Below are 22,554 nucleotides of genomic sequence, written 5' to 3' on the forward strand. Positions count from 1 at the left end.
TCACTCTCCAGCGGTGTCGGCGCAGTCGGCGAGACTGCGCCGGGGGTCGGCGGCGGCGGTACGCAGCACCGTGCCGAACCGGCGGTGCCACGTGACCACGCCGTCGTGGTCGAACAGGTCGGTGCGGTAGGTCCAGAGGGCCGCCAGCCCGTCCCGCCGCTCGTCGAGCCAGAGGGTCAGGTCGAGCCGGGCGGTGTCCGGGGTCAGTTCCACGCCGCTGAACTCGACGCCGGCGGCGCTACGGTGCCGGGCCGGCGGGGCGTTCTGCACCCCGAAGGCGACCTGGACGAGGGGGTTGCGCCGCGGCCGGCGGGTGGGCCGCAGCCGCTCCACCAGCAGGTCGAACGGGACGTCCTGGTGGGCGGCGGCGAACAGGGTGACCCGGCGGGCCTCGGCGAGCAGGTCGGCGAAAGTGCGGTCGGGCGCCGGCCGCAGCCGCAGCGGCAGCGTGTTGACGTGGCAGCCGACGCTCTGCTCGGCGGCGACGCTGGTCCGGCCGGCGAAGGCGACGCCGACGAGCAGGTCGCGCCGGCCGGTGGCGGCGCCGAGCACTGTGGCGAACGCGGCCAGCCCGACCATGTGCAGGGTGGCCCGCCCGGTCCGGGCCAACTCGCGCGCCGCGTCGGCGGTGGCGGCGTCCACGGTGGTCCGGAGCGCGGCGCCGGACGCCGAACTGGTCCGGGCCGCCCTCGCCGGAGCCGGGGACGGCGGACCGTGGCCGGGCCATGTGGCGGTCGGCGGATCAGGCCGGGCCGGAGCGGAGGCCGGAGCGGTCCGCCGGGGTGGGGCGGCGGGCAGGTCGAGCAGGCCCGGGGCGCCGCGCAGCTCGTCGAGCACCTCGGCCACCGCCCGCCGCCCCGCCGGCCCGGCCAGCCAGTCCCGCTGGGCCAGGGCGAACGTCGCCGGTCCGACCGCCGGCCGTTCGCGCGCCGCCGCGGTCTCGCCCTCGCGGTCGTACGCCCGGGCCAGGTCCCGCACGAGCACGCCGAACGACCAGTCGTCGCAGACGATGTGGTGTACGACCAGCAGCAGCGCGAGCGCGCCACCGGTGCCGTCCGGCACCAGGTGGACGCGGAGTAGCGGGCCGGCGGCCAGGTCCATGGGCGCCCGGGTGGCCTCGGCGGCGAGCCGCCGCAGCCGGGCGTCGAGCGGCGTGCCCGGGTCGGCCGGTGCGACGGCCGGCGCGATGTCGGCGGCGGGGCCGACGTGCTGCACCGCCCCGTCCGGGCCGGACGGGAAGACCGTGCGCAGGGCCGGATGCCGGTCGACCACCCGGCGCAGCGCCCGGGCCAGCCGGTCCGGGTCCAGCGGCGTGGCGAACCGGACCGCGAAGGCCAGCAGGTAGGAGGTGTCGGCCGGGTCGAGCCGGTGCAGGAACCAGAGCCGGGCCTGCGCGGCGGAGAGCGGCGCGGGCCCGGCCGGCGCGGCTGCCGGATCCGGGTCGGCGGCCGGCCCGTCGAGGTGGGCGGCCGCGACAACGGTGTCCGGGTCCGGCCCGTCGAGGTGGGCGGCCGCGGCGACGGTGTCCGGGTCCGGCCCGTCGAGGTGGGCGGCCGCGGCGACGGGTGACGCCCCGGCGGGCAGGCCGTCGAGGTGGGCGGCCAGCGCGGCGACGGTCGGGTGGGCGAAGAGGTCGCCGGGCCGGACCGGCCGGCCGGTGGCGGCGGCCAGCCGGGTGGCGCAGCGGACCGCGAGCAGGGAGTCGCCGCCGAGGGCGAGGAAGTCGCTGTCGGCGCCGGTCACCGGCACCCCGAGCAGCTCGTGCCAGATCGCGGCGACCGTGCCGGCCGTGCCGTCGAGCGTGGCGTGCCCGGCGGTGTCGTCGCCCAGGGTGGGTGCGGGCAGGGCGGCCCGGTCCACCTTGCCGTTGGGCAGGGTGGGCAGCCGGTCCAGCCAGACCACGGCGGCGGGGACCAGCGGGGCGGGCAGCGCCGCGGCCAGCCGGGCCCGCACGTCGTCGCGCCGCTCGCCCACCAGGTAGCCGACCAGCAGCGGGTCCCCGCTCGGACCGGGCCGCACGGCGGCGGTCGCCTCGCGTACGCCGGGCAGGGCGGCGAGGCGGGCCACCACCTCGCCCAGCTCGATCCGGTAGCCCCGCAGCTTCACCTGGTCGTCGAGCCGGCCCAGGTAGGCGAGCTGCCCGTCCGGCCGCAGCCGGACCCGGTCGCCGGTGCGGTACATCCGCTCGCCGGGCCGGAACGGGTCGGGCAGGAACCGGGCCCGGGTCTCCTCCGGCCGGTCGAGATAGCCCCGGGCCAGGCCCGCCCCGGCCAGGTGCAGCTCACCGGGCTCGCCGGGCGCGGCCGGCCGGCCGTCCGGGTCGAGGACGTAGGCGCGGGTCTGCGGCAGCGGCCGGCCGATCGGCGGGTCCCCGCTGTCCGGCGGCACCTCGGCCCAGGTGGAGTAGGTGGTGTCCTCCGACGGGCCGTAGAGGTTGCAGAGCCGGCGGACGTGCGGGCGGGACCAGACCCGGGCGGCCAGGGCCGCGGTCAGCGGCTCGCCGGCCAGGCAGACGGTGCGCACGGTCGCCGGCAGGGCCGACGCGGTGAGCAGTTCCCCCATCGCGGAGGGCACGGTGTTGACCAGGGTGACCGGCAGCCGGTCCGCGCCGGGAGCGGCGAGCGCCAGCACGTCGTCGACCAGCAGTACCCGGCCGCCCCAGCAGAGCGGGCCGAAGATCTCGAAGACCGACAGGTCGAAGCAGACCGAGGTGGCGGCGAGCAGGCCGCCCAGTTCGGCGTCGTCGAAGGTCTGCCGGACCCAGTGCATGAGCACCGACGCCGAGCGGTGCTCGATGGCCACGCCCTTGGGGCGCCCGGTCGAGCCGGAGGTGTAGATGACGTACGCCAGATCGGCCGGCGTGGCCGGCACCGCCGGATCGGTGCCGTCCTCCTCCGGGTCGAGCCGGTCGACCTCCACCGCCGCGCCGGGGAACCGGCCGGCGAGGTCGGCGCGGGTCAGCGCCAGCCGCACCCCGGAGTCGGCGGTCATGAACGCCACCCGGGCCGGCGGGTACGCCGGGTCGAGCGGCACGTACGCGGCGCCGGCCCGGAGCACGGCGAGCAGGGCGACCACCAGCTCGGGGGTGCGCGGCAGGCAGACGCCCACCCGGTCCTCCCGGGTCACGCCGCGCCGCAGCAGCACCCGGGCCAGCCGGTTCGCCGCCTCGTCCAGCTCCCGGTAGGACAGCGCGCGGTCGCCGTGCCGCACAGCCTCGGCATCCGGGGTGCGGGCGGCCTGCGCGGCCACCATCCGGTGCAGACAGTCGACGGTAGGCGGGCCGCCGGCCGTGCGCCGGCCGGTGCTCCGGCGGGTCGGGCCGGCGGGTCGGGTGGGGGCGCTCACCGGCCGGACCCCCCGCTCCGGAGCAGCGCGAGCCGCCGGTCGGCCTCCTCCTGGAGCCGGTCCTTGTCGGCGAGGATGATCGTGCCCGGGTCGTTGTCGGGCAGTTCGTCCTCCACGTCGCGGATCGGCCGGTACGCGATGCCGGCGGCGGCCAGGCCGAGCGCGCAGACCCCGGCCACGATCGCCGCGAGGGCCATGCCGCGCCCCGGTCCGGTGCCCACGACGCCGGCCAGCACGCCGCCGGGGGAGACCAGCGGGGCGAAGACGTGCTCGGCGAGCGGGCCGGCGGTCAGGAAGCCGGCCGGCACCATGAGCCAGGACAGCATCTGCCCCATGGACAGCACCCGGCCCTGGAGTTCGAGCCCCACCTTGGCCTGCACGATGGCCAGCCAGTGCGTGTTGACGAGCGCCGTGGCCAGGCCCATCCCGAACAGGCCGACCGCCGGGAACAGCGGGCTGGGGTGCAGGCCGACGGTGAGCAGCGAGACGCCCAGCAGCACGACGCTGGCCAGGATGCCGGTGGTCCGCCGGGCCGTGCCGCCCCACACGCCCATGAGCACCGAGCCGACCAGCATGCCGACGCCGCTGGCGGCGAGCACCCGGCCGAGGACCGCCGGGTCGCCGAAGGACAGGGTCAGCGGGGTGACCAGGACCTCGACCATGGCGAAGAAGTAGTTCAGCGACGCGACCAGCACCACGAGGGCGACCAGGCCGTGCCGGCGGACGATGAACCGCCAGCCGCCGAGGACGGCCCGCCGGAACGGCTCCTCCCGCTTGACGAACAGGGTGTCCGGGAAGCGGACCGACAGCGTGACGAGCACCGCCACGGCGAAGGTGAGCAGGTCGATGACGACGATCCCGCGCAGCCCGACCGCGATCACCAGCGCGCCGCCGACCAGCGGCGCCAGCACGGTGCTCGTCGCCGTGGCCAGGGAGACGATGCCGTTGGCCCGCCCGTAGTACCGCTTCGGCACCAGTTGCGTGACGGCCGCCAGGTAGGCGGGTTGCTGGAAGGCGGTGGCCACCGCCGTCACGCTGATCGCGGTGAACACGTGCCAGAGCTGGAGCTGCCCGAGCCAGAGCAGCAGCGCGAGGCTCACCGTGCCGGTGGCGGCCAGGCAGTCCGCGAGAATCATGATCCGTCTTCGGTCCCACCGGTCGGCGAGCGCGCCGGCGACGGGGGAGAGGACCACGGCGGGCAGCAGCGCCAGCACGGTGGCCGTGGCGAACAGCGACACCGACCCGGTGCGCTGGTAGACCCAGAGGCTCATGCCGAAGCCGGTCAGCCCGCTGCCGATGAGCGAGACGAGCTGACCGATCGCGATCAGGTAGAACACCGCCAGGCTGGGCATCGCCCGTCGTGCGGCGGGCCGCTGGGCGGCCGGGACGGCGGGCTCCCGCGGTTCCGTCGCGAGCGCCGCATCCGAGGTGGACGCCCGCGCCGGCGCGGCCGTCGGGTCGCAGGTCGCCAGGATGATCCGCGCCACCTCGTCGGGCTGGTGCTTGGCGAAGTAGTGGCCGGCGCCCTCGATGACCTCCAGCGACACCCGGTCGGAGAAGAACTCCCACTCCAGGTACCGCTCCTGGTACAACTGCGTCGCGCGGTCGCCGGTGCCCACGACGCAGACGATTGGGACCGACAGCTTCCGGGGCAGACCGGTCGTGTAGACGTCGGTGTAGTAGTCCTCGCCCTGCGCGGCGTCGGCCAGGACCACGCGCATCACGAAGTCCTTCTCGCGCTCGTCGAAGACCTCGGTGAAGAAGCCCATCGCGCGCAGCCCTTCCAGGGTTCGCCGCTTCGACGTCCAGCGCTCCACGGGGAACCGGCGCCGCAGCCAGGTGAACAGCCGGCCGGGCAGCCTGGGGGCGGGGAAGTGGGCGCCGATGACCACGCCGGTCAGTTCCACGCCGGCCGCCTCGAGCCGGCGGCTCAGCTCCACCGCCTCGGCGCCGCCCACGCAGTGCCCGTACACGGCCACCGGCCCGGTGATCCCCTCGACGACCTCGGCGACGCAGCGGTCCACCAGCTCGTCCATGCCGAGCAGGGGTTCGTCCGGGCGGTTCACGTCGTGACCCGGCCGCTCCAGCGCGTACAGCGCCACGCCCGCCGGGAGGGCGTCGGCAAGGGGCTGGAAGGTGATCGCGCTGCCGCCGCCGAACGGTACGCAGACCAGCGTCAGCCGCGTCGGCGCCGCCGGCCGGGCCGGGGTCAGCTCGTGCAGCAGCCGTCCGACGGAGCCCCCGGTCGCGTCCAGGTGCTCGGTCAGGGACCGGATCGTCGGGTGGCGGAACAGGTCGAGGACGCTGATCGCCGGGTCGTTCCCGGCCAGCGCCTTGATGGCCTTGAAGGAGTCGCCGCCGAGGTCGAAGAAGTCGTCGTCGATGCCCACGCTGTCGTACCCGAGCACCGCAGCCCACCGCTCGGCCAGTGCCTTGCGCAGCGGGGTGTCCGGCGGGGCGGCCCCGATGGCGGCGGCGCCGCGCCGGGGCGCCGGCAGGGCCGCCCGGTCGACCTTGCGGTTGGCGTTGAGCGGCATCCGGTCGAGCACCACGAACGCGGACGGCACCATGTAGTCCGGCAGGTAGGTGCGCGCGAAGGCCCGCCACGGCGCCGGGTCGACGTCGAAGTCGGGGGTGACGTCCGCCGCCCGGTCGGCGTCCGCGTCGGGCTCCGTCCCAGCGCCCAGCGTCAGGTACGCCACGATCGCCTTCTCGCCCTCGTCCTCGCGGACCACCACGGCGGCGTCGCGGACCGACTCGTGGCGGCGCAGCACCGCCTCGATCTCGCCGAGTTCGATGCGGAACCCGCGCACCTTCACCTGGGAGTCGCTGCGGCCGACGAATTCGATGCGGCCGTCGGCCAGCCACCGGCCGAGGTCGCCGGTGCGGTACAGCCGGCCCCCACCGTTCGGGTCGGGCACGAACCGCTGCGCGGTGAGGTCCGGGTCGTCGTGGTAGTCGCGGGCCAGCCCCGCGCCGCCGAGATACAGCTCACCCAGCACCCCGATCGGGACGGGGGACAGCTCCGCGTCGAGCACGTGGACGCGCATGTTGCCGATCGGGCGGCCGACGGTGAGGTGCGTGAAGCCGGGCTCGATCCGGTCCATGGTGGTCCAGACGGCGGCCTCGGTGGGGCCGTAGAGGTTCCACAACGCGCCCACCCGCTCGGCCAACCGCCGGGCCAGCGGCGCGGACACCGCCTCGCCGCCGCACACGGCCGTCAGGTCGGGCATCCCGATCCAGCCGGACTCGATCAGCAGCCGCCAGGTCGCCGGGGTGCCCTGGGCCAGGGTGACTCCTTCCGCGACGAGCAGGTCGGCCAGCCGGGTCGCGTCGTAGGCGACGTCGCGACCCACCATCAGCATCCGAGCACCGACCACGAGCGGCAGGAACAGTTCCGGCACCGACATGTCGAAGGCGAAGCTCGCCATCGCCAGCATCGTGCCGTCGGCGGTCAGGCCGGGCCGCTCGCGCATGGCGGCCAGGGTGTTGACCACAGCGCCGTGGGCCACCCGGACGCCCTTGGGGCGGCCCGTCGAGCCGGACGTGTAGATGACGTACGCCAGGTCGTCCGGCCCGGCCAGCGGCTCGGGGTCGGTCTCCGGCTCCGCGCCCGTCATCGCCGCGCCGTGCACCACCTCGCCGGCGAACCCGGCGAACCGGTCGGCGAGGTCGGTCTCGGTGACCAGGACCGCGGCCCCGCTGTGCGCCAGCACGTACCGCTGCCGCTCGACCGGGTAGTCGGGGTCCACCGGGACGTACGCGCCGCCCGCCTTGAGCACGCCGACCAGCGTGACCGGCAGCTCGTGCGACCGGTGCAGGCAGACGGCGACCGGGACGTCCGGGCCGACGCCGGCCCGGCGGAGCCGGTGGGCGAGCCGGTTGGCCCGGGCGTTCAGCTCCGCGTACGTGAGCGTGGTCGCCCCGAACGTCACGGCGGGCCGGTCCGGGTTCGCCGCTATCTGGTGTTCGATCAGCTCGACGAGGGTCGGCGCCGGGCGGCCCGGGGTGGCCCAACCGGGCTCGACGGCGGTGTCGTTCCACTCGGCGACCCGGGCCAGTTCGGCGGGGGTGAGGACGGCCACGTCCGCGAGCCGGACACCGGGGTCGGCGACGGCGGCGGCGAGCAGCGTCTCCAGGTGTCCCATCATCCGTTCGGCGGTCGCCGCGTCGAACAGGTCGGTGTTGTACTCCAACCGGAACCGCAGCCCCTCGTCCAGCTCGTACGCGTACAGAGCCAGGTCCTGCTGGGCGATGCCCGGCTCGACGTCGAACGGGACGATCCGCAACCGGCTCGTGCGCAGGTCCTGTTCGGGGACGTTGAGCATGTTGAACATGACCTGGAAGAGCGGGTTGCGGCTGAGGTCGCGGGGCGCGTCGACGAGGTCTACCAGCCGCTCGAACGGCACCTCCTGGTGGTCGTACGCCCCCAGCGCCGTGCGCCGCACCTGCCCGAGCAACTCCTCGAAGGTCCAGTCGCCGTCGATGACGGTTCGCAGCGGCAGCATGTTGACGAAGAAGCCGACCATCGGTTCGAGCTCGGCGCGAACCCGTCCGGCGACCGGGGTGCCGACGCAGATGTCGCGCTGGCCGGTGTAGCGCCAGAGCAGAGCCTTCAGCGCGGCCAGCACCGTCATGGCCAGGGTGGCGCCCCGGGCCTGGCTGAACCGGCGCAGCTCGTCGGCGACACGCGGGGGCAGCACGTGGGCGCGCACCGCGCCGTGGAAGGTCTGCACCGGCGGCCGGGGCCGGTCGGTCGGCACCTCCAGGACGCTCGCCACACCGTCGAGCTGCCGCCGCCAGTACCGCATGTCGTCGCTGTCGGCGTCCGCCATCCGGGCGCGCTGCCAGCGCGCGTAGTCGCCGTACTGGACGGCCAGTTCCGGCAGGGGGGAGGGACGGCCGTCGAGGACGGCGTCGTAGAGCGTGGCCACCTCGCCGGCCACGATGCCGAGGGACCAGCCGTCGGAGACGTTGTGGTGCATGGTCAGCGACAGCACGTGCCGGTCGTCGGCGACCCGGAGCAGAACGGCCCGGAACAGCGGCCCGCGGGCCAGGTCGAACGGGCGTCGGACGTCGTCGGCCAGGGCCGCGTGAACCCATTGCGGCACCGCGTCGGCGACCGCCGACCCGACGATGCTGCGCGGCCCCGCCACCCCGTCGTCCGCCCCGGCCGGCGCGGTGAGGACCGGCAGGTCGACCGGGCCCGGCGGCCGGACCTCCTGGACGGGGTCGCCGTCGGGGCCGAGCGGGAAGACGGTACGCAGCGACTCGTGGCGCCGGACCAGCTCGGCCAGCGCCCCGCGCAGCGCGTCGACGTCGAGGGCGCCGTCCAGCAGCAGCGCGGTGCTGACGGTGTAGGCGTTCTGCGTGTAGGCCTGGTCGAGGAACCACAGCCGGTGCTGCCCCGAGGAGAGCGGCGCCGGGCCGGCGTCGGCGGCGGCGCGGGGGATGCTCGGCGCGACCGGCGCGGCGGCGGCCGGCTCGGCGGCGGCGGCGGGTTCGACGGCGGCGACCGGCTCGACGGCGGCGGGTGCCTCCACGGTGGTCGGCAGCGCCGCCGCGATCCCGGCGACGGTCGACTGCGCGAAGACCGTCTCGAGCGGCAGCGCCACGCCGAGCCGGGCCCGGAGCCGCACGACGAACTGGGTGGCGAGCAGCGAGTGCCCACCCAGCTCGAAGAAGTTGTCGAGCGCGCCGATCGGCGAGATGCCCAGCAGCTCGGCCCAGATGTCCGCCACGCACCGCTGCTCCGGGGTGCTGGGGGCGACGTAGGCCGTGCTCAGGGCCGGGCGGTTGCCGGCGTCGACGGGCTCGGGCGCGTCCGGGGCCGCCGCGGGAGCGGCCGGCGTGGCGGGTGCGGGGCTCGCCGCACCCGCCCGCGGGGCGGGGTCCACCCAGTACCGGCGCCGCTCGAACGGGTAGCCGGGCAGGGCCAGCCGGCGGCGCGGGCCACCGTGGAACCGGCTCCAGTCGACCGGTACGCCGGCCAGCCACATCCGGCCGACCGCGTCGAGCAGCGTGACGAGGTCGTCGCCGTCCTGGCGTGGGTGCCGCATCGCCGCCACCGCCTGGCCGGGCGGCAGGCCGGCCAGCCGCGCCAGGCCGCCGAGGGCGTGCCCGGGGCCCAGCTCCGCGACGAGCACGTCCTGCTCGGCGAGGAGCGCGGCGGACTCGGCGAACCGCACCGGCTCGCGCATGTGCCGCACCCAGTACCCCGGGTCGGTGACCTGCCCGGGGGTGACGGGACCGCCGGTCAGGTTGCTCAGGTAGGGGCGCTCGGGTTCCCGGAGCGCGACCCGGCGGGCGTGGTCGGCGAACTCGTCGAGGACCGGATCGAGCAGGGCGGAGTGGTAGCCGCGCGCGACCCGCAGCGGCCGGCAGTCGACCCCGTCGGCGGTCAGCCGCTCGCGAAGTGCCCCGACCGCCTCCGGGTCGCCGGAGAGCACGCACAGCTCCGGGGCGTTGACGGCCGCCAGCGACACCCGATCGTCCAGCAACCCGGCCACCGCGGTCTCGGGCAGGCTCACCGCGAGCATCGCCCCGGCCGGGGTCCGCTCGACCAGCTCGCCCCGGGCGCTCACCAGCCGCAACGCGTCCGGCAGGGAGAAGACGCCGGCGACGCACGCGGCGACGTACTCACCGAGGCTGTGCCCCACCATGAGGTCCGGGGTCACCCCCCGGGTGAGCAGCGACCGGGCGAGCGCGTACCCGGTGACGAACAGCGCGGGCTGGACCAGCCGGGGGTGTGCGAGCAGCCGCTCGGCCTCGGCGTGGCCGTCGGCCGCCGGGCAGAGCACGGTACGCAGGTCGAGCCCCAGGTCGTCGCGGAGCAGCTCGGCGCACTCGTCCACCACGGCCCGGTAGGTCGGCTCCGCGCGGTACAGGCCGGCGCCCATCGCCACGTGCTGCGCGCCGTGCCCGGGAAAGGCGAACACCAGCGGTCGCCGGCCGCCGGGGTGGGCGGCGGTGAACTGCCGCTGCGGCGAGTCGAGCGCGTCCAGCGCGTCGGTGCGGTCCTCCGCGACGAGGAAACGCCGGTGGGGCATCGACTGTCGCCGGCCCAGGTTGGCCGCGACGTCCCCGAGGTCCACCTCGGGATGCGCGTCGAGCCAGGCGCCGACCTGGCGCGTCCCGCGCTCCAGCGACTCGACCGTCCGGGCCGACACGACCAGCAGCTGCGGCCCCGCGGTCGGTGCGGGGGGCGGCGCGATCGTCGTGGCCGGCGGTTCCTCCAGGACGACGTGGGCGTTCGTGCCGCCCATGCCGAACGAGCTGACCCCGGCCCGGCGAGGCCCGTCGTCGGCGGGCCACGGGCGGGCCGTCTCGTTGAGGTAGAACGGGCTGCCCGCGAAGTCGATCGCCGGGTTGGGCCGGCTCACGTTGATCGTCGGGGGCAGCGTACGGCTGTGCAGCGCCATGATCGTCTTGATCAGGCCGGCGACACCGGCCGCGGTGTCGGTGTGCCCGATGTTGGCCTTGACGGAGCCGAGGGCGCAGAAGCCGCGCTCGGCGGTGCCGCGCCGGAACGCCTCCGTCAGCGCGGTCACCTCGATGGGGTCGCCGAGGCTCGTGCCCGTCCCGTGGGCCTCCAGGTAGCTCATCGAACGCGGCTCCACGCCGGCCGCCGCCAGCGCCCTGGTGACCACGTCGACCTGGCCGTCGACGCCCGGCGCGGTGTACCCGGTGCGGCGGGCTCCGTCGTTGTTGACGGCGGAACCGCGGATGACGGCGTAGATCGTGTCGTGGTCCGCGACGGCGTCCTCCAGCCGCTTGAGCGCCACGATCCCCACACCGCTGGATTCGAAGCTGCCGCGCGCGTCCGCGCTGAACGGGCGGCAGTGCCCGTCGGGGGAGTACACCCCGCCGTCGTGGTACAGGTAGCCGCGCCGCTGTGCGGGCAGGACGTTGACCCCGCCGGCCAGGACCAGGTCGGACTCGCCGGCCAGCAGGCTCTGCCGGCCGAGGTGCACGGCCACCAGCGAGGTCGAACAGGCCGTGGCAACGGTGACGGCGGGACCGGTGAGGTCGAGCTTGTAGGCGACCCGGCTGAGCAGGAAGTCCTTGTCGTTGCTGATGGAGAGCTGGTGCTCGCCGATGGAGCTCAGCAGCTCGGGCCGGCCGATCAGGTGATCGAGGAGGTAGGTGTTGCGACCCGCCCCGGCGAACAGGCCGATCCGGCCGGCATGGGCGGCCGGGTCGTAGCCGGCGTGCTCCAGCGCGTGCCAGGCGCACTCGAGCAGGAGCCGGTGCTGCGGGTCGAGGGTCTCCGCCTCACGCGGCGTGAGGCCGAAGAAGGCGGCGTCGAACTCGTCGATCCCGGGCAGCCAGGTGCCGGCCCGGACGTACGCGGGGTCGTCGATCCGGGTCGGGTCCGCCCCGTCGGCCAGCATCTCCCCGACACTGAACTCCCGGACCGAATCCACCCCGCCGCGGATGTTGTCCCAGTACTGGTCGACCGTCCGCGCGCCCGGGAAGCGGCAGGCCAGGCCGACGACGGCGATCAGGCCGCCGGGCCGGCCGGTGTCGGCGTGCGCGCCGGTCCGGGGCAGTGCGACGGCGGCCGGCGCGGGGTGCCGGGCGGCCGCAGGGGGCGCCGCCCCACCGGTGGCGGTGGTCAGGAACGCCGCCAGGGACTCCACCGTGGGGTGCCGGAACAGGTCGGTGACCGTGACGACGTCGCCCAGCCGGGCGCGCAGCCGCTCGAGGACGGTCAGCAGGCGCATCGAGTGGCCGCCGAGGTCGAAGAAGTTGTCCCGCACCCCGACCTGGTCCACGCCGAGCACGTCGCGCCACACGTCGACGACCAGCCGGTCGAGGCGTACCCGAGCCGCGTCCCACCCGGCCGGACCGGCGCCGGCGGGCGCGGCCACCGGCGGTTCCGACGCCGCGGGCGGATCCTGCCCGGGTACGGACCGTTGCCGCGGCAGCTCCGGCGCACGACCGGGAGCGGGCAGCGCGGCGGCGTCCACCTTCCCGTTGCCGGTCAGCGGCAGCGCGTCGAGGAAGACGAACGCGCCGGGAACCAGGTACGGCGGCAGCTCGGTGGCCAGGTCTGCCCGAAGGGCCGGGGCGTCGCGGTCGTTCTCCGCCGCGCCCGCCACGTACGCGACCAGCTGCGGGTCGTCGGGGTCGTCCCGGCGCAGCCGTACCGTCACGTCGCTGTCCGGCAGGCGCCGCCGGATGGCCGCCTCGATCTCGCCGCACTCCACCCGGAAGCCGCGCAGCTTGACCTGGTTGTCGATGCGGCCCAGGTATTCGAGGTTCCCGTCGGGGAGCAGGCGGGCCAGGTCGCCGGTGCGGTACAGCCGAGCCCCGGGGACGGACGAGAACGGGTCCGGGACGAACCGCTCGGCCGTCAACCTCGGCTGGTTCAGGTAGCCGCGCGCCACGCCGGACCCTCCGACGTACAGCTCGCCGGTCACGCCCGCCGGGACCGGGTTCAGCCACGAGTCGAGCAGGTACAGCCCGGTGTTGGCGATCGGCCGGCCGATGGGGACGGAACCGGCGGTCGGCGTGGCCGGGCCCACCTTGTAGGCGGTGCAGGCGACCACGGTCTCCGTCGGCCCGTACTCGTTGAACAGCGCCGTCCCGGGCGCGTGGGCCTGCCAGGGCGCCACCTGGTCGGCGCGCAGAAGCTCGCCGCCCATGACGAAGCAGCGGGTGCGGTCGGCCATCTCCTCCGGGCCGAGCTGGTGGCTGACGAGGTCGAGCTGGGTGGGGGTGATCTTGATCAGCCCGAACGGCGTCCGTTGCCGGCGCAGCGCCTCGCCCAGCCCCGCGGGTCCGAGGTGCTCGCCGACGACCAGGACGGTGGCCCCGACGGACAGTGGGACCAGCAGGCTCGTGACGGCTAGGTCGAACGCGACCGACGACTGCAGCGGGACGGTGTCCCCGGGCCGTAGCCGGAAGGCCTGGGCGGCCCAGCGCAGGTGGTTGCACACGCCGCGGTGCGTGACCATGACGCCCTTGGGGCGGCCCGTCGACCCGGAGGTGTAGATGACGTACGCGAGGTCGTCCACCGACGGTGTCGGCCGTCGCCGCTGCCGTCGCTTCGGCCCGCCGCCCGGCCTGCCGGCGCCGGGACCGGGCTCGGCCTCCGGGATCGGTGCGTCCAGGTCCGGCACCAGCAGTGCCCTGCCGTCGGGTACCAGGTGCGCCAGATCGGGGCGGGTGACCACGACCGGGGTGGCCGTGTCGTCGAGGATGTGCCGCAGCCGGGCGGGCGGGTTGGACGGATCGATGGGTACGTAGGCCGCGCCGGTCTTCAGCACGGCGAGGATCGCCACGGCGAACGGGACCGAGCGCGGCAGGAGCACACCCACCAGGCCGCCCACGCCGACGCCGCGCCCGCGCAGCGTCTCCGCCAGCGCCTCGGCCCGGGTGTGCAACTCGTGATAGCTCAGCGCGGTGTCGCCGTCGGTCACCGCCACGCCGTCGGGGGTCCGGCGCGCCTGCCGCTCGATCAGCAGGTGGACCAGGTCGTCCGGGTCGGTGGGGATCCCGGTGCGGTTCCAGTCGACGACGAGCTGCCGGTACTCGTCGGGGGCGAGCATCGCGGCGGAGCCGACCGGCGCGCCCGGGTCGGTCACCAGCGACCGCAGCAGCGTCTGGAAGTGTCCGGCGAGGCGCCTCATCGCGTCGTCGTCGAACAGGTCGGTGCGGTACTCCAGCACGGTCCGCACGCCGTCGGCGTTCTCCCGTACCGACACCGTGAGGTCGAACTTGGCGGTGGTGGTGGGCACCTCGAGCGAGGTGACCTCAAGGCCGTCGAGGTGCGGGGGTGCCGCCTCGCGGCCGTACACGAACATCACCTGGAAGAGCGGGGTGAAGCCGGGCTGGCGGGCCGGACGCAGCGATTCGAGTAGCGTCCCGAAGGGAAGCTCCTGCCTGCCCAGGGCATCGAGGGCGGCGGTGCGCACCCGCCCGAGCAGCGTCTCGAACGATGGGTTGTCGTCCAGCCGGGCCCGGACGGCGACGGTGTTCAGAAGCAGCCCGACGAGTTTCTGCGCCTCGGCCCGCTGCCGGTTGGCCACCGGCGTACCCACCACGATGTCGCGCTGCCCCGTCCAGCGCGCCAGCAGCACGTGCAGCGCGGCGAGCAGGACCATGTACGGGGAGACGCCCATCCGTCGGCACAGCGCCATCAGGGCCTCCGTGGACACCTCCAGCGGGAGCGCCAGGCTGGCTCCCGCGCTCGACGGCACGGTGGGCCGGGGCCCGCGGGTGGGCAGCTCCAGCACGGCCGGCGTGTCCGCGAGCTGCTCGCGCCAGTAGTCGAGCTGGGCGGCCGCCTCCGGACCGTCGAGCCAGTCCTCCTGCCACGCCGCGTGGTCGCGGAGGTCGGCGCCGACCGGGTCGAGCTCGGCCGGCCGCCCCGCGCGGTGCGCGGCGTAGAGCCGTTCCCACTCCTCGTGCAGGATGCCGAGCGACCACTCGTCGACCGCGACGTGGTGGAAGGTCAGCAGGAGGACGTGCTGCTCCGGGGCGCAGCGCAGCAGGAGGGCCCGCACCACCGGGCCGCGTTCCAGGTCGATCGGGGTGCCCGCCTCGTCGTGCATCCGGGCCCGCAACTCCTGGTCGCGCTGCCAGGTGGGCAGCCCGCTGAGGTCGTGCACCCGCAGCAGCCCCGGGCGCGACTCGTGGACCACCTGGACCAGGTCCCGCGCCGGCTCGTCGCCCGTGGGTCCGGCCGGCTCGTCCGCGGCCGGCGCCAGGGTGGTGCGCAGCGCCGCGTGCCGGGCCACCAGCCTGTCGAGCGCCGCCGACAGGGCGGCCACGTCCAACGGACCGTGCAGCCGGTACGCCAGCGGCACCAGGTAGCTGGCCGTTCCGGGGTCGAGGCGGCTGAGCTGCCACATCTGGCGTTGCGCGGCCGAGGCCGGTGCCGGTACGGCGCCCACCGGGCCGTCCCGGAGTGGGGTGTCCGGCGTCGTTCGCCGGGACCTCAGGACGTCGGTCATCGCGTCCGCCTCCTCTGCTCGCGCACCGGCCGGCACAGCGCCGCCCACGCGCCGGCCCGGTCCACCAGTTGCTCGTGATCGGGTATCGGACACCTGTCGCTGACGGCCGGCCGACGTGCGGTCGGGTCGGCCCGGTCGAGCACCGCCGTGGGCACGGCGCGGGGCGGCGGGGACGCGGCCGACCGGCGGTCGGATCCGCAGATCGGAAATTGGCGCAGCCGGCCCTCGTGATCAGCTCATTCGTGCCACAGGTGCAGATCCCTCGATGGGAAATGCCTGTCCACATGATGGCATCGGTGATCTTCGGCCGGATCCCCGGATCGTGTCGGTCGTCGATGCGTTCGGCCAGCCAGGTCGCACGTTCGTCTATTTCTCGATTGGCGGCAACTTTTCTGACTGCGCAACGCGTCGCCGTCTGCCCGCCCGGCCATCCACCGCCCGCCACCTGCGTCTTCACCGGACCTACCGGCGTCTTCGGCAGGCCCGTCCACCGGGTGGTGAGGCGGCCGGGGCCGGTGAATGTCCGGAGGTTGACGATTGGCCGGATCGATGGGTGATGGCCTCTTCTAGGTCACCTGCGCCGCCCCTATCTCCATTTCGGAGGCAGTTTTTGTATTGCGCGCGGATGGTGCGCATGGCCCCGTTTCCACCCGACCGGATGCGCGAAGTCCCGGGCCGCGCGCGCGACGCGGGGCGCGGCAGGAAAGGATGTCGGCATGACCGACCCTCTGCCGCCCTCCCTCCCCGGGCGTGTCGTCGTCACCGGGGCCGCCGGAAAGCTCGGTCGCGCCGTGGTCGCGCACCTGCGCGGGGCGGGCGTCGACGTGCTCGCGGTGGACCGCGCCGGTGGGCGCGACCCGCGCGACGTCGACGGCGAGTTCCTCCTGGTCGACCTCACCGACTACGGGCAGGTGGTGGAGGCGTTCACCGGCGGCGCCGACGAGCACGCCGGCGGCGTCGAGGCGGTGGTGCACCTCGCGGCGGTCCCGGCGCCCGGCCTGCTGCCCAACGCGGTGACCTTCGCGAACAACTCGGCCGCGACGTACAACGTCTTCGCCGCGGCCCGGGCGGCCGGGATCAAGCGGGTGGTGTGGGCGTCGAGCGAGACCGTGCTGGGGCTGCCGTTCGACACCCCGCCGCCGTACGCGCCGGTGGACGAGGAGTACCCGCCGCGCCCGGAGTCGACGTACTCGCTGAACAAGGCCCTCGAGGAGGAGATGGCGCGGCACTTCTGCCGCTGGGATCCGGAGCTCGTCATGGTCGGCCTGCGCTTCTCCAACGTGATGGACGTCGAGGACTACGCGGAGTTCCCCACCTTCGACGCCGACCCGCGCCTGCGCCGCTGGAACCTCTGGGGCTACATCGACGCCCGCGACGGCGCCCAGGCGGTCGAGCGGGCGCTCGCCCACGACCGCCCCGGCGCCGACGTCTTCATCATCGCCAACGCCGACACCGTGATGACCAGGTCCAGTGCCAGCCTGATGGCCGAGGTCTACCCGGACGTCGAGGTCCGCAGGGAACTCGGCGAGCACGAGACCCTGCTCAGCATCGACAAGGCCCGCCGGGTGCTGGGCTACCGGCCGCGCCACTCCTGGCGCGACCACGTCGATCCCACCGGTTGATCCGCCGATCAGCCGGCCGGGGCTCCGGTGAGCAGGGCCGCGCCATCCGATCGGGCGAGTGGGTCTGGATCCGACGGTGGTGCGGCCCGCCGGTGCGGCCGGAATTGGTGCCGTGCGGTGGAATCCGGGTGCGCCGTGGTACCGCGAAATGGCCTTGCCTTCTACGGTGACGTCCGGCACGCGGGCGGGTGGACGTTGCCGGGGACCGACCCGGTGGTGCCGTCTCGGGCGTTCACAGGGAGTTGACTGGATGCAGGTCTGGAGTCGCACCGTCGCGGGTCTGGTCGCCGGGGCCGTCGTGGTGACGGGCGTACCGGCGGTCGCGGGCACCGTGGCGACCAAGCTCACCGCCACGGGCGCCGCAACCACCGCGCAGACCGGCGCGGCGGCGATGAACGGCGGCGCCGCGCTCGGCGCGGCGCGCACGGTCGCCACCGCGGCGCAGGTGGTGCCGGGGGACACCCGGCTGGTGCCGACGGCGCCGCGTACCGACACGCCGCGGATCACCAGCGGCGAGATCAAGGACCTGGAGGTGATCGGCAACCGGGTCTTCATCGCCGGCACCTTCACCTCGATCGCCAACGTCGGCGGGGCGACCATCGCGCAGAAGTCGCTGGCCTCGTACAACCTGGACACCGGGAAGGTCGACACCGGCTTCAAGCCGACGTTCGACGGGTCCGTCGAAGCCGTCGAGGCGTCGCCCGACGGGTCGGCGCTCTACGTCGCGGGGTCCTTCAACACGGTCGGCGGCGTCACGAAGCGGAAGATCGTGAAGCTCAACCCGACCACCGGCGCGCCGGTCGCGGCGTTCACGGCGACCGCGAACGCCCGCGCGACCGCGCTGGCCGTGAGCGGCACGGCGGTCTACGTGGGCGGCCAGTTCGCCACGGTCAACGGGGTGAGCCGCCCCGGCCTGGTCGCGCTCAACCCGACCACGGGCGCCGTGGACACCGGCTTCAACCTGCCGCTCACCGGTGGCATCGGGGTCGGCGGCATGCTCACCGTGCAGCAGCTCAAGCTGACCCACGACCGGAGCAAGCTGCTCGTGGTCCACACCGGCCGGCAGATCGCCGGCCAGGACCGCTACGGCGTCGCGCTGATCAACACGGCCACCAAGGCCCTGCTGCCGTGGCGCACCCGGCTCTGGGAGGACAACCTCTCCTTCGTGGGCGGCATCCAGCGGGTGTTCGCCGGTGACATCGCCCCGGACGACTCCTACTTCGTCGTTACCAGCGGCTCGGGCGGCGACCGCCCGCCGATCAACGACACCGCCATCGCGTACCCGCTCACCGGCGCCGACAACGTCCAGCCGCTCTGGGTGTCGCGGCACTTCGACAGCGTCTACTCGGTCGCCATCACCGCCACCGCCGTGTACGTGGGCGGCCACTTCAGCTGGCAGGAGTCGCCGACCTCCAACGTCCCGTGGCCCGGCCTGGACAACGTCGGGTACGGCACCGGCCAGGGCCTGAGCGGTTACGGCCTCGGCGACCAGGTGGTCCGCCGCGACCACCTCGGTGCGCTCGACCCGACGACCGGCACGGCGCTGGAGTGGAACCCCGGCTCCAACTCCTACGAGGGCGAGAAGGCCATGCTGGCCACCGCGCGCGGCCTGATCGTCGGCGGCGACGGCAACGTCAAGGGCGGCAAGACCGTCGGCCGGGTCGGCTTCTTCGACCTGAACACGGTGCCCGCGCCGGCGGCGGTCGACACCACCATCGTCACCCCCATCGAGGGCGCCGTGAAGCCGGCCAACGAGTCGTTCACGCTCGGCGGCCAGGCGCTCGCCCCGGCCGGCGTCATCCGGGTCCAGGTCGAGATCCAGAACAAGAACACCAGCCAGTACCTCCAGGACGACCTGACGACGTGGGGCGCGTCCAACAGCATCAACGCCACGGTCGCCGCGCTGAACGCCACCTCGACCACGTGGACGCTCCCGGTGTCGCTGCCCTCCGGCGTCTACCAGATCCAGGCGAAGACGTTCGGCCGCAACAACACCAGTGACCCCACGAAGGCGGTCAAGAAGATCGAGACGTTCCGGTTCGACGACCTGCCGCCGTCGACGCGGATCGGCTCGCCGCCCGGCGGCCTGCTCGCCACGAAGACCTTCGTCGCCACTGGCACCGCCACCGACGACAAGGGCGTCAGTGGGCTGACCTACTCGTTCCGCACCCCCGACAACCGCTACCTGCAGGACGACGGGACGGTGGCCGCGGTCTACAACACCTTCCGCGGCGAGCCGGACGTGATCGGCGCGCTCTCGACCACCTGGCAGGTCGAGGTGGCCCTGCCGATCGAGGGCCAGTGGAAGATGACCGCCACGGCCATCGACACCACCGGCCAGAGCGACCTGCGCGGCGACACCCGGGACTGGACCGTCTCGTCGACGGGTGTGCCGCCCACGGTGGCCATCACCGCGCCCGTGGCGATGACCCCGCCGACCGCGGCCGCACCGGTCACCGTCGGGCCGGGCGGCACCATCACCTTCGCCGGCACGGCGCAGGACGACGACGCCGTGCGGTCGGTCGAGATCTACCTGCGCAACAACACCACGCGGGAGGCGCTGGCCGCCGACGGCACGTGGGGCGCCGACTCGGTGGCGGCCTTCTACCGGATCTCCCCGACCAACCTCAACGCGGCGTCGTACGCCTGGTCGTTCACCAGCGTGCCGCTCACCCCGGGCGTCTACGACTTCCGGGTACGCGCCACCGACAGCCTGGGCCTGACGACCTCGGGCAGCAACCAGGGCCGGCTCAGCGTCACGGCCCAGGTGCCCGGCGACGCGTTCCCGGACGGCCGGCTGAGCTTCACGGGTGTCGACCAGAACGTCGACCAGTTGCACCTCAACCTGGCCGGCACGGCAACCGACGACAAGGGCGTGCAGAGCGTCCGGGTGGCGCTGCGCGACCTGGACACGGGCCGCTACGTGCAGCCGAACGGCACCATGGCGGCCGCCTTCGCCACGGTGAACGCCACGCTGGGCGCGCCGGGTGCGACGAGCACCCCGTTCACCCTGTCGATCGACCTGCCGACCAAGGGCGAGTACAGCGTCGAGGCGTGGGCCGTCGACACGGCGGGCCAGCAGGACGGCTCGACCTCCGGCGCGACGGCGCGGTACCTGGTCTACCCGGGTGACCTCGATCCGCGGCTGGAGCCGAGCATCACCCCGGTGGAGGGCGAGGTCTACACCGGCGGCCGGATCGTGGTGACCGGCCGGGCCGTCGACGACATCGGGATGCTCCGCGTGGAGATCCAGATCTCGAACAGCGCGGGTCAGGGGATGAACGCGGCCGGCACGTTCAACACGCCGGGCACCCCGGGGAACTTCCCGTGGATCGCGTCCTTCCTCACCAGCCCGGGCTCCCCGGGGTCGAACTTCGCGTACACCTCGCCGGCGGTCCCGGCGGGCACCTACACGGTCTCGATCCGGGGCGTCGACACGTACGGGCAGGTGCAGCAGCCGCCGAGGACGGTCTCGGTGACCGTCAACTGAGCCCGGTCCGCGGACCGGTCCGGCCCTTCGGGGGCGGGCCGGTCCGCGGCGTTCTCAACGGGGCACGACGAGGCACATGCCGCCGGCCGTCGGACCGTCCATGGTGGCCAGCGCGTCGGGCACCGCGTCGAGGCCGATGGTGCGGGTGATCAGCTCGCCGGGGCGCAGCACCCCGGCCGTGACCAGCCGCAGCAGCTCCGGGTAGGCGTGCGCGGCCATGCCGTGGCTGCCCCGCAGCTCCAACTCGTACGCGATCACCAGCTCCATCGGCAGCGCCGGGCGGCCCCGGGCGGCGGGAAGGAGGCCGACCTGCACGTGCCGGCCGCGCCGGCGCAGGCTCTCGATGGACGCCACGCAGGTGGCGTGACTGCCCAGCGCGTCGAGGGACAGGTGGGCGCCGCCGCCCGTCGCCTCCCGGACCGCCGCGGCCACCGCATCCGGCCCGTCGAACGCGCCGCCGTCGAGGCAGACCGCCGCCCCGAAGCGCCGGGCGAGGTCGAGCGCGCCGGGGGCGATGTCGACCGCCACGACCCGCGCGCCGCAGGCCACCGCGATCATCACGGCCGACAGGCCCACCCCGCCGCAGCCGTGCACCGCCACCCACTCGCCCGCGGCCACCCGCCCCTGGCCGACCACCGCCCGGAACGCCGTGGCGAAGCGGCAGCCGAGCGCCGCGGCGGTCGGGTGGTCCACGCCGTCGGGGAGCCGGACCAGGTTGACGTCGGCGTGCCGCACCACCACGTACTCGGCGAACGAGCCCCAGTGGGTGAAGCCGGGCTGCGTCTGCCGCTCGCAGACCTGCTGGTCGCCGGCCAGGCAGGTGGGGCACCGCCCGCAGGCGCAGACGAAGGGAGCGGTGACCGGGTCGCCGGTCCGCCAGCCCCGCACGTCGGCGCCGACCGCCGCGACCACACCGGCGAACTCGTGCCCCGGCACGTGCGGCGGGCGGATGTCGGGGTCGTGCCCCTGCCAGCCGTGCCAGTCGCTGCGGCACAGCCCGGTCGCCTCGACCCGGACGACCGCGCCGTCGGGCGGCGCCACCGGGTCCGGGACGTCGCGGACCTCGGGTCGGGCACCGAACTCGTCGAAGATCACGGCACGCATGCCGGCATCCTCACACGCCGCCGCCCGGGGGTTCCCACCGGCGGTGCCACCGCGCGCGACGGGCCCGCGCATACCGCCGCTCCGGCGCCTGGCGGGTGCCAGGATGTGAGCGTGGCTGCGCGGGGTTGGTATCTGGTGGGGGCGCCGTGGGACTGCTCGGGCCTCGGTCGGGGTGAGCGGCTCGCCCCGGCCGCCCTGCGCGCGGCCGGGTTGTCGGACCTCGTTCCCGACGACGCCGGGGACGCGCCGATCGTCATCGACGACGACCGGCGGGACGACGCCACCGGCGTACGCGCGCTGGGCCAGACCGGCCGGGCGGCGCGGGTGCTGGCCGACTGGCTCGACGCCGCGGCCGGGCGCCGGCCCGACGGCCGGCCGCTGGTGCTGGGCGGGGACTGCAGCCTGCTGCTCGGCGTCCTGCCCTGGCTGCGGCGGGACCGGGGTCGGGTGGGGCTCTGGTTCGTCGACGGGCACCCGGACTTCCTCGACGGACCCTCGTCGCCGACGGGGGAGACCGCCGACATGGACCTGGCCCTCCTCACGGGCTCCGGTCCCGAGCAGCTCACCGCGCCGGCCGGGCTGGCCGCGCCGCTCGTCGCGCCCGCGGACGTGGTGCTGCTGGGCCACCGTACCCGTGATCTGGACCCGGAGGCCGCCGCGGAGGTGGCCCGGCTGCCCGACACCATCCGGCGGTTCGACGCCCCGGCGGTCGTCGGCGCGCCGCGGCGGTGCGGCGAGAGCGCCGCGGCCCTGCTCGCCGGCGTCGACGGCGGCGTCTGGCTGCACGTCGACTGCGACGTCCTCGATCCGGCGGCCCTGCCGGCCGTCAGCTACCCGGAACCCGGTGGGCCGACCCCCGGACAGCTCGCCGACCTGCTGGAGCCGCTTGTCGCCTCGCCGCGGTTGATCGGCGTGAGCATCGCCGACTTCCGCCCGGACCTGGATGCGGGCGGCGCCCACGCGGCGGCGCTGGTCGCGTTGCTGGGACGGCTCCTGACCGAATCCCCGGACCGGTGATTTCTGCGTGAGC

Annotated in this window: 6 protein-coding genes; 3 read left to right on the forward strand and 3 right to left on the reverse strand. The window is 74.9% G+C overall.

From position 1 onward, the window contains the following. Together ABZS80_RS13595 and ABZS80_RS13600 are read right to left on the reverse strand one after the other, a co-directional pair. A complete protein-coding gene (locus ABZS80_RS13595; RefSeq protein ID WP_355055988.1) occupies positions 1-3,345 on the reverse strand; it encodes an amino acid adenylation domain-containing protein in 3,345 nt (1,114 codons plus the stop codon). Next, positions 3,342-15,308 (reverse strand): amino acid adenylation domain-containing protein, encoded by an 11,967-nt coding sequence (locus tag ABZS80_RS13600; RefSeq protein WP_355055989.1) that lies wholly within the window; start codon positions 15,306-15,308, stop codon positions 3,342-3,344. Before ABZS80_RS13600 ends, ABZS80_RS13595 begins: the two co-directional genes overlap by 4 nt. 716 nt (positions 15,309-16,024) lie before the next feature. Between ABZS80_RS13600 and ABZS80_RS13605 the strand changes: the two genes are divergently transcribed. Continuing rightward, positions 16,025-16,930 (forward strand): NAD(P)-dependent oxidoreductase, encoded by a 906-nt coding sequence (locus tag ABZS80_RS13605; protein WP_151460838.1) that lies wholly within the window; start codon positions 16,025-16,027, stop codon positions 16,928-16,930. A gap of 250 nt (positions 16,931-17,180) precedes the next feature. Continuing rightward, positions 17,181-20,420 carry a hypothetical protein gene (locus ABZS80_RS13610; RefSeq protein WP_355055990.1) on the forward strand — a complete coding sequence of 1,080 codons (3,240 nt, stop codon included), beginning with the start codon at positions 17,181-17,183 and terminating at the stop codon, positions 20,418-20,420. 54 nt (positions 20,421-20,474) lie between these two features. Here the strand turns inward: ABZS80_RS13610 and ABZS80_RS13615 are convergent, their stop codons facing one another. Next, positions 20,475-21,524: a zinc-dependent alcohol dehydrogenase family protein gene (locus tag ABZS80_RS13615; RefSeq protein ID WP_355055991.1), complete on the reverse strand. Its 1,050-nt coding sequence runs from the start codon at positions 21,522-21,524 to the stop codon at positions 20,475-20,477. Between the two features lie 111 nt (positions 21,525-21,635). Between ABZS80_RS13615 and ABZS80_RS13620 the strand changes: the two genes are divergently transcribed. After that, positions 21,636-22,541, forward strand: a complete 906-nt coding sequence (locus ABZS80_RS13620; RefSeq protein WP_355055992.1) for an arginase family protein — start codon at positions 21,636-21,638, stop codon at positions 22,539-22,541. The last annotated feature ends 13 nt before the right edge of the window (positions 22,542-22,554 follow it).

It is taken from the genome of Micromonospora sp. NPDC005305, assembly GCF_040607315.1.
Taxonomy (GTDB): domain Bacteria; phylum Actinomycetota; class Actinomycetes; order Mycobacteriales; family Micromonosporaceae; genus Micromonospora.

Coding starts and splice junctions, on each gene's coding strand:
- ABZS80_RS13615 (WP_355055991.1), bottom strand. CDS start 21,524: ATGCGTGCCGTGATCTTCGACGAGTTCGGTGCCCGACCCGAGGTCCGC.
- ABZS80_RS13600 (WP_355055989.1), bottom strand. CDS start 15,308: ATGACCGACGTCCTGAGGTCCCGGCGAACGACGCCGGACACCCCACTC.
- ABZS80_RS13610 (WP_355055990.1), top strand. CDS start 17,181: ATGCAGGTCTGGAGTCGCACCGTCGCGGGTCTGGTCGCCGGGGCCGTC.
- ABZS80_RS13605 (WP_151460838.1), top strand. CDS start 16,025: ATGACCGACCCTCTGCCGCCCTCCCTCCCCGGGCGTGTCGTCGTCACC.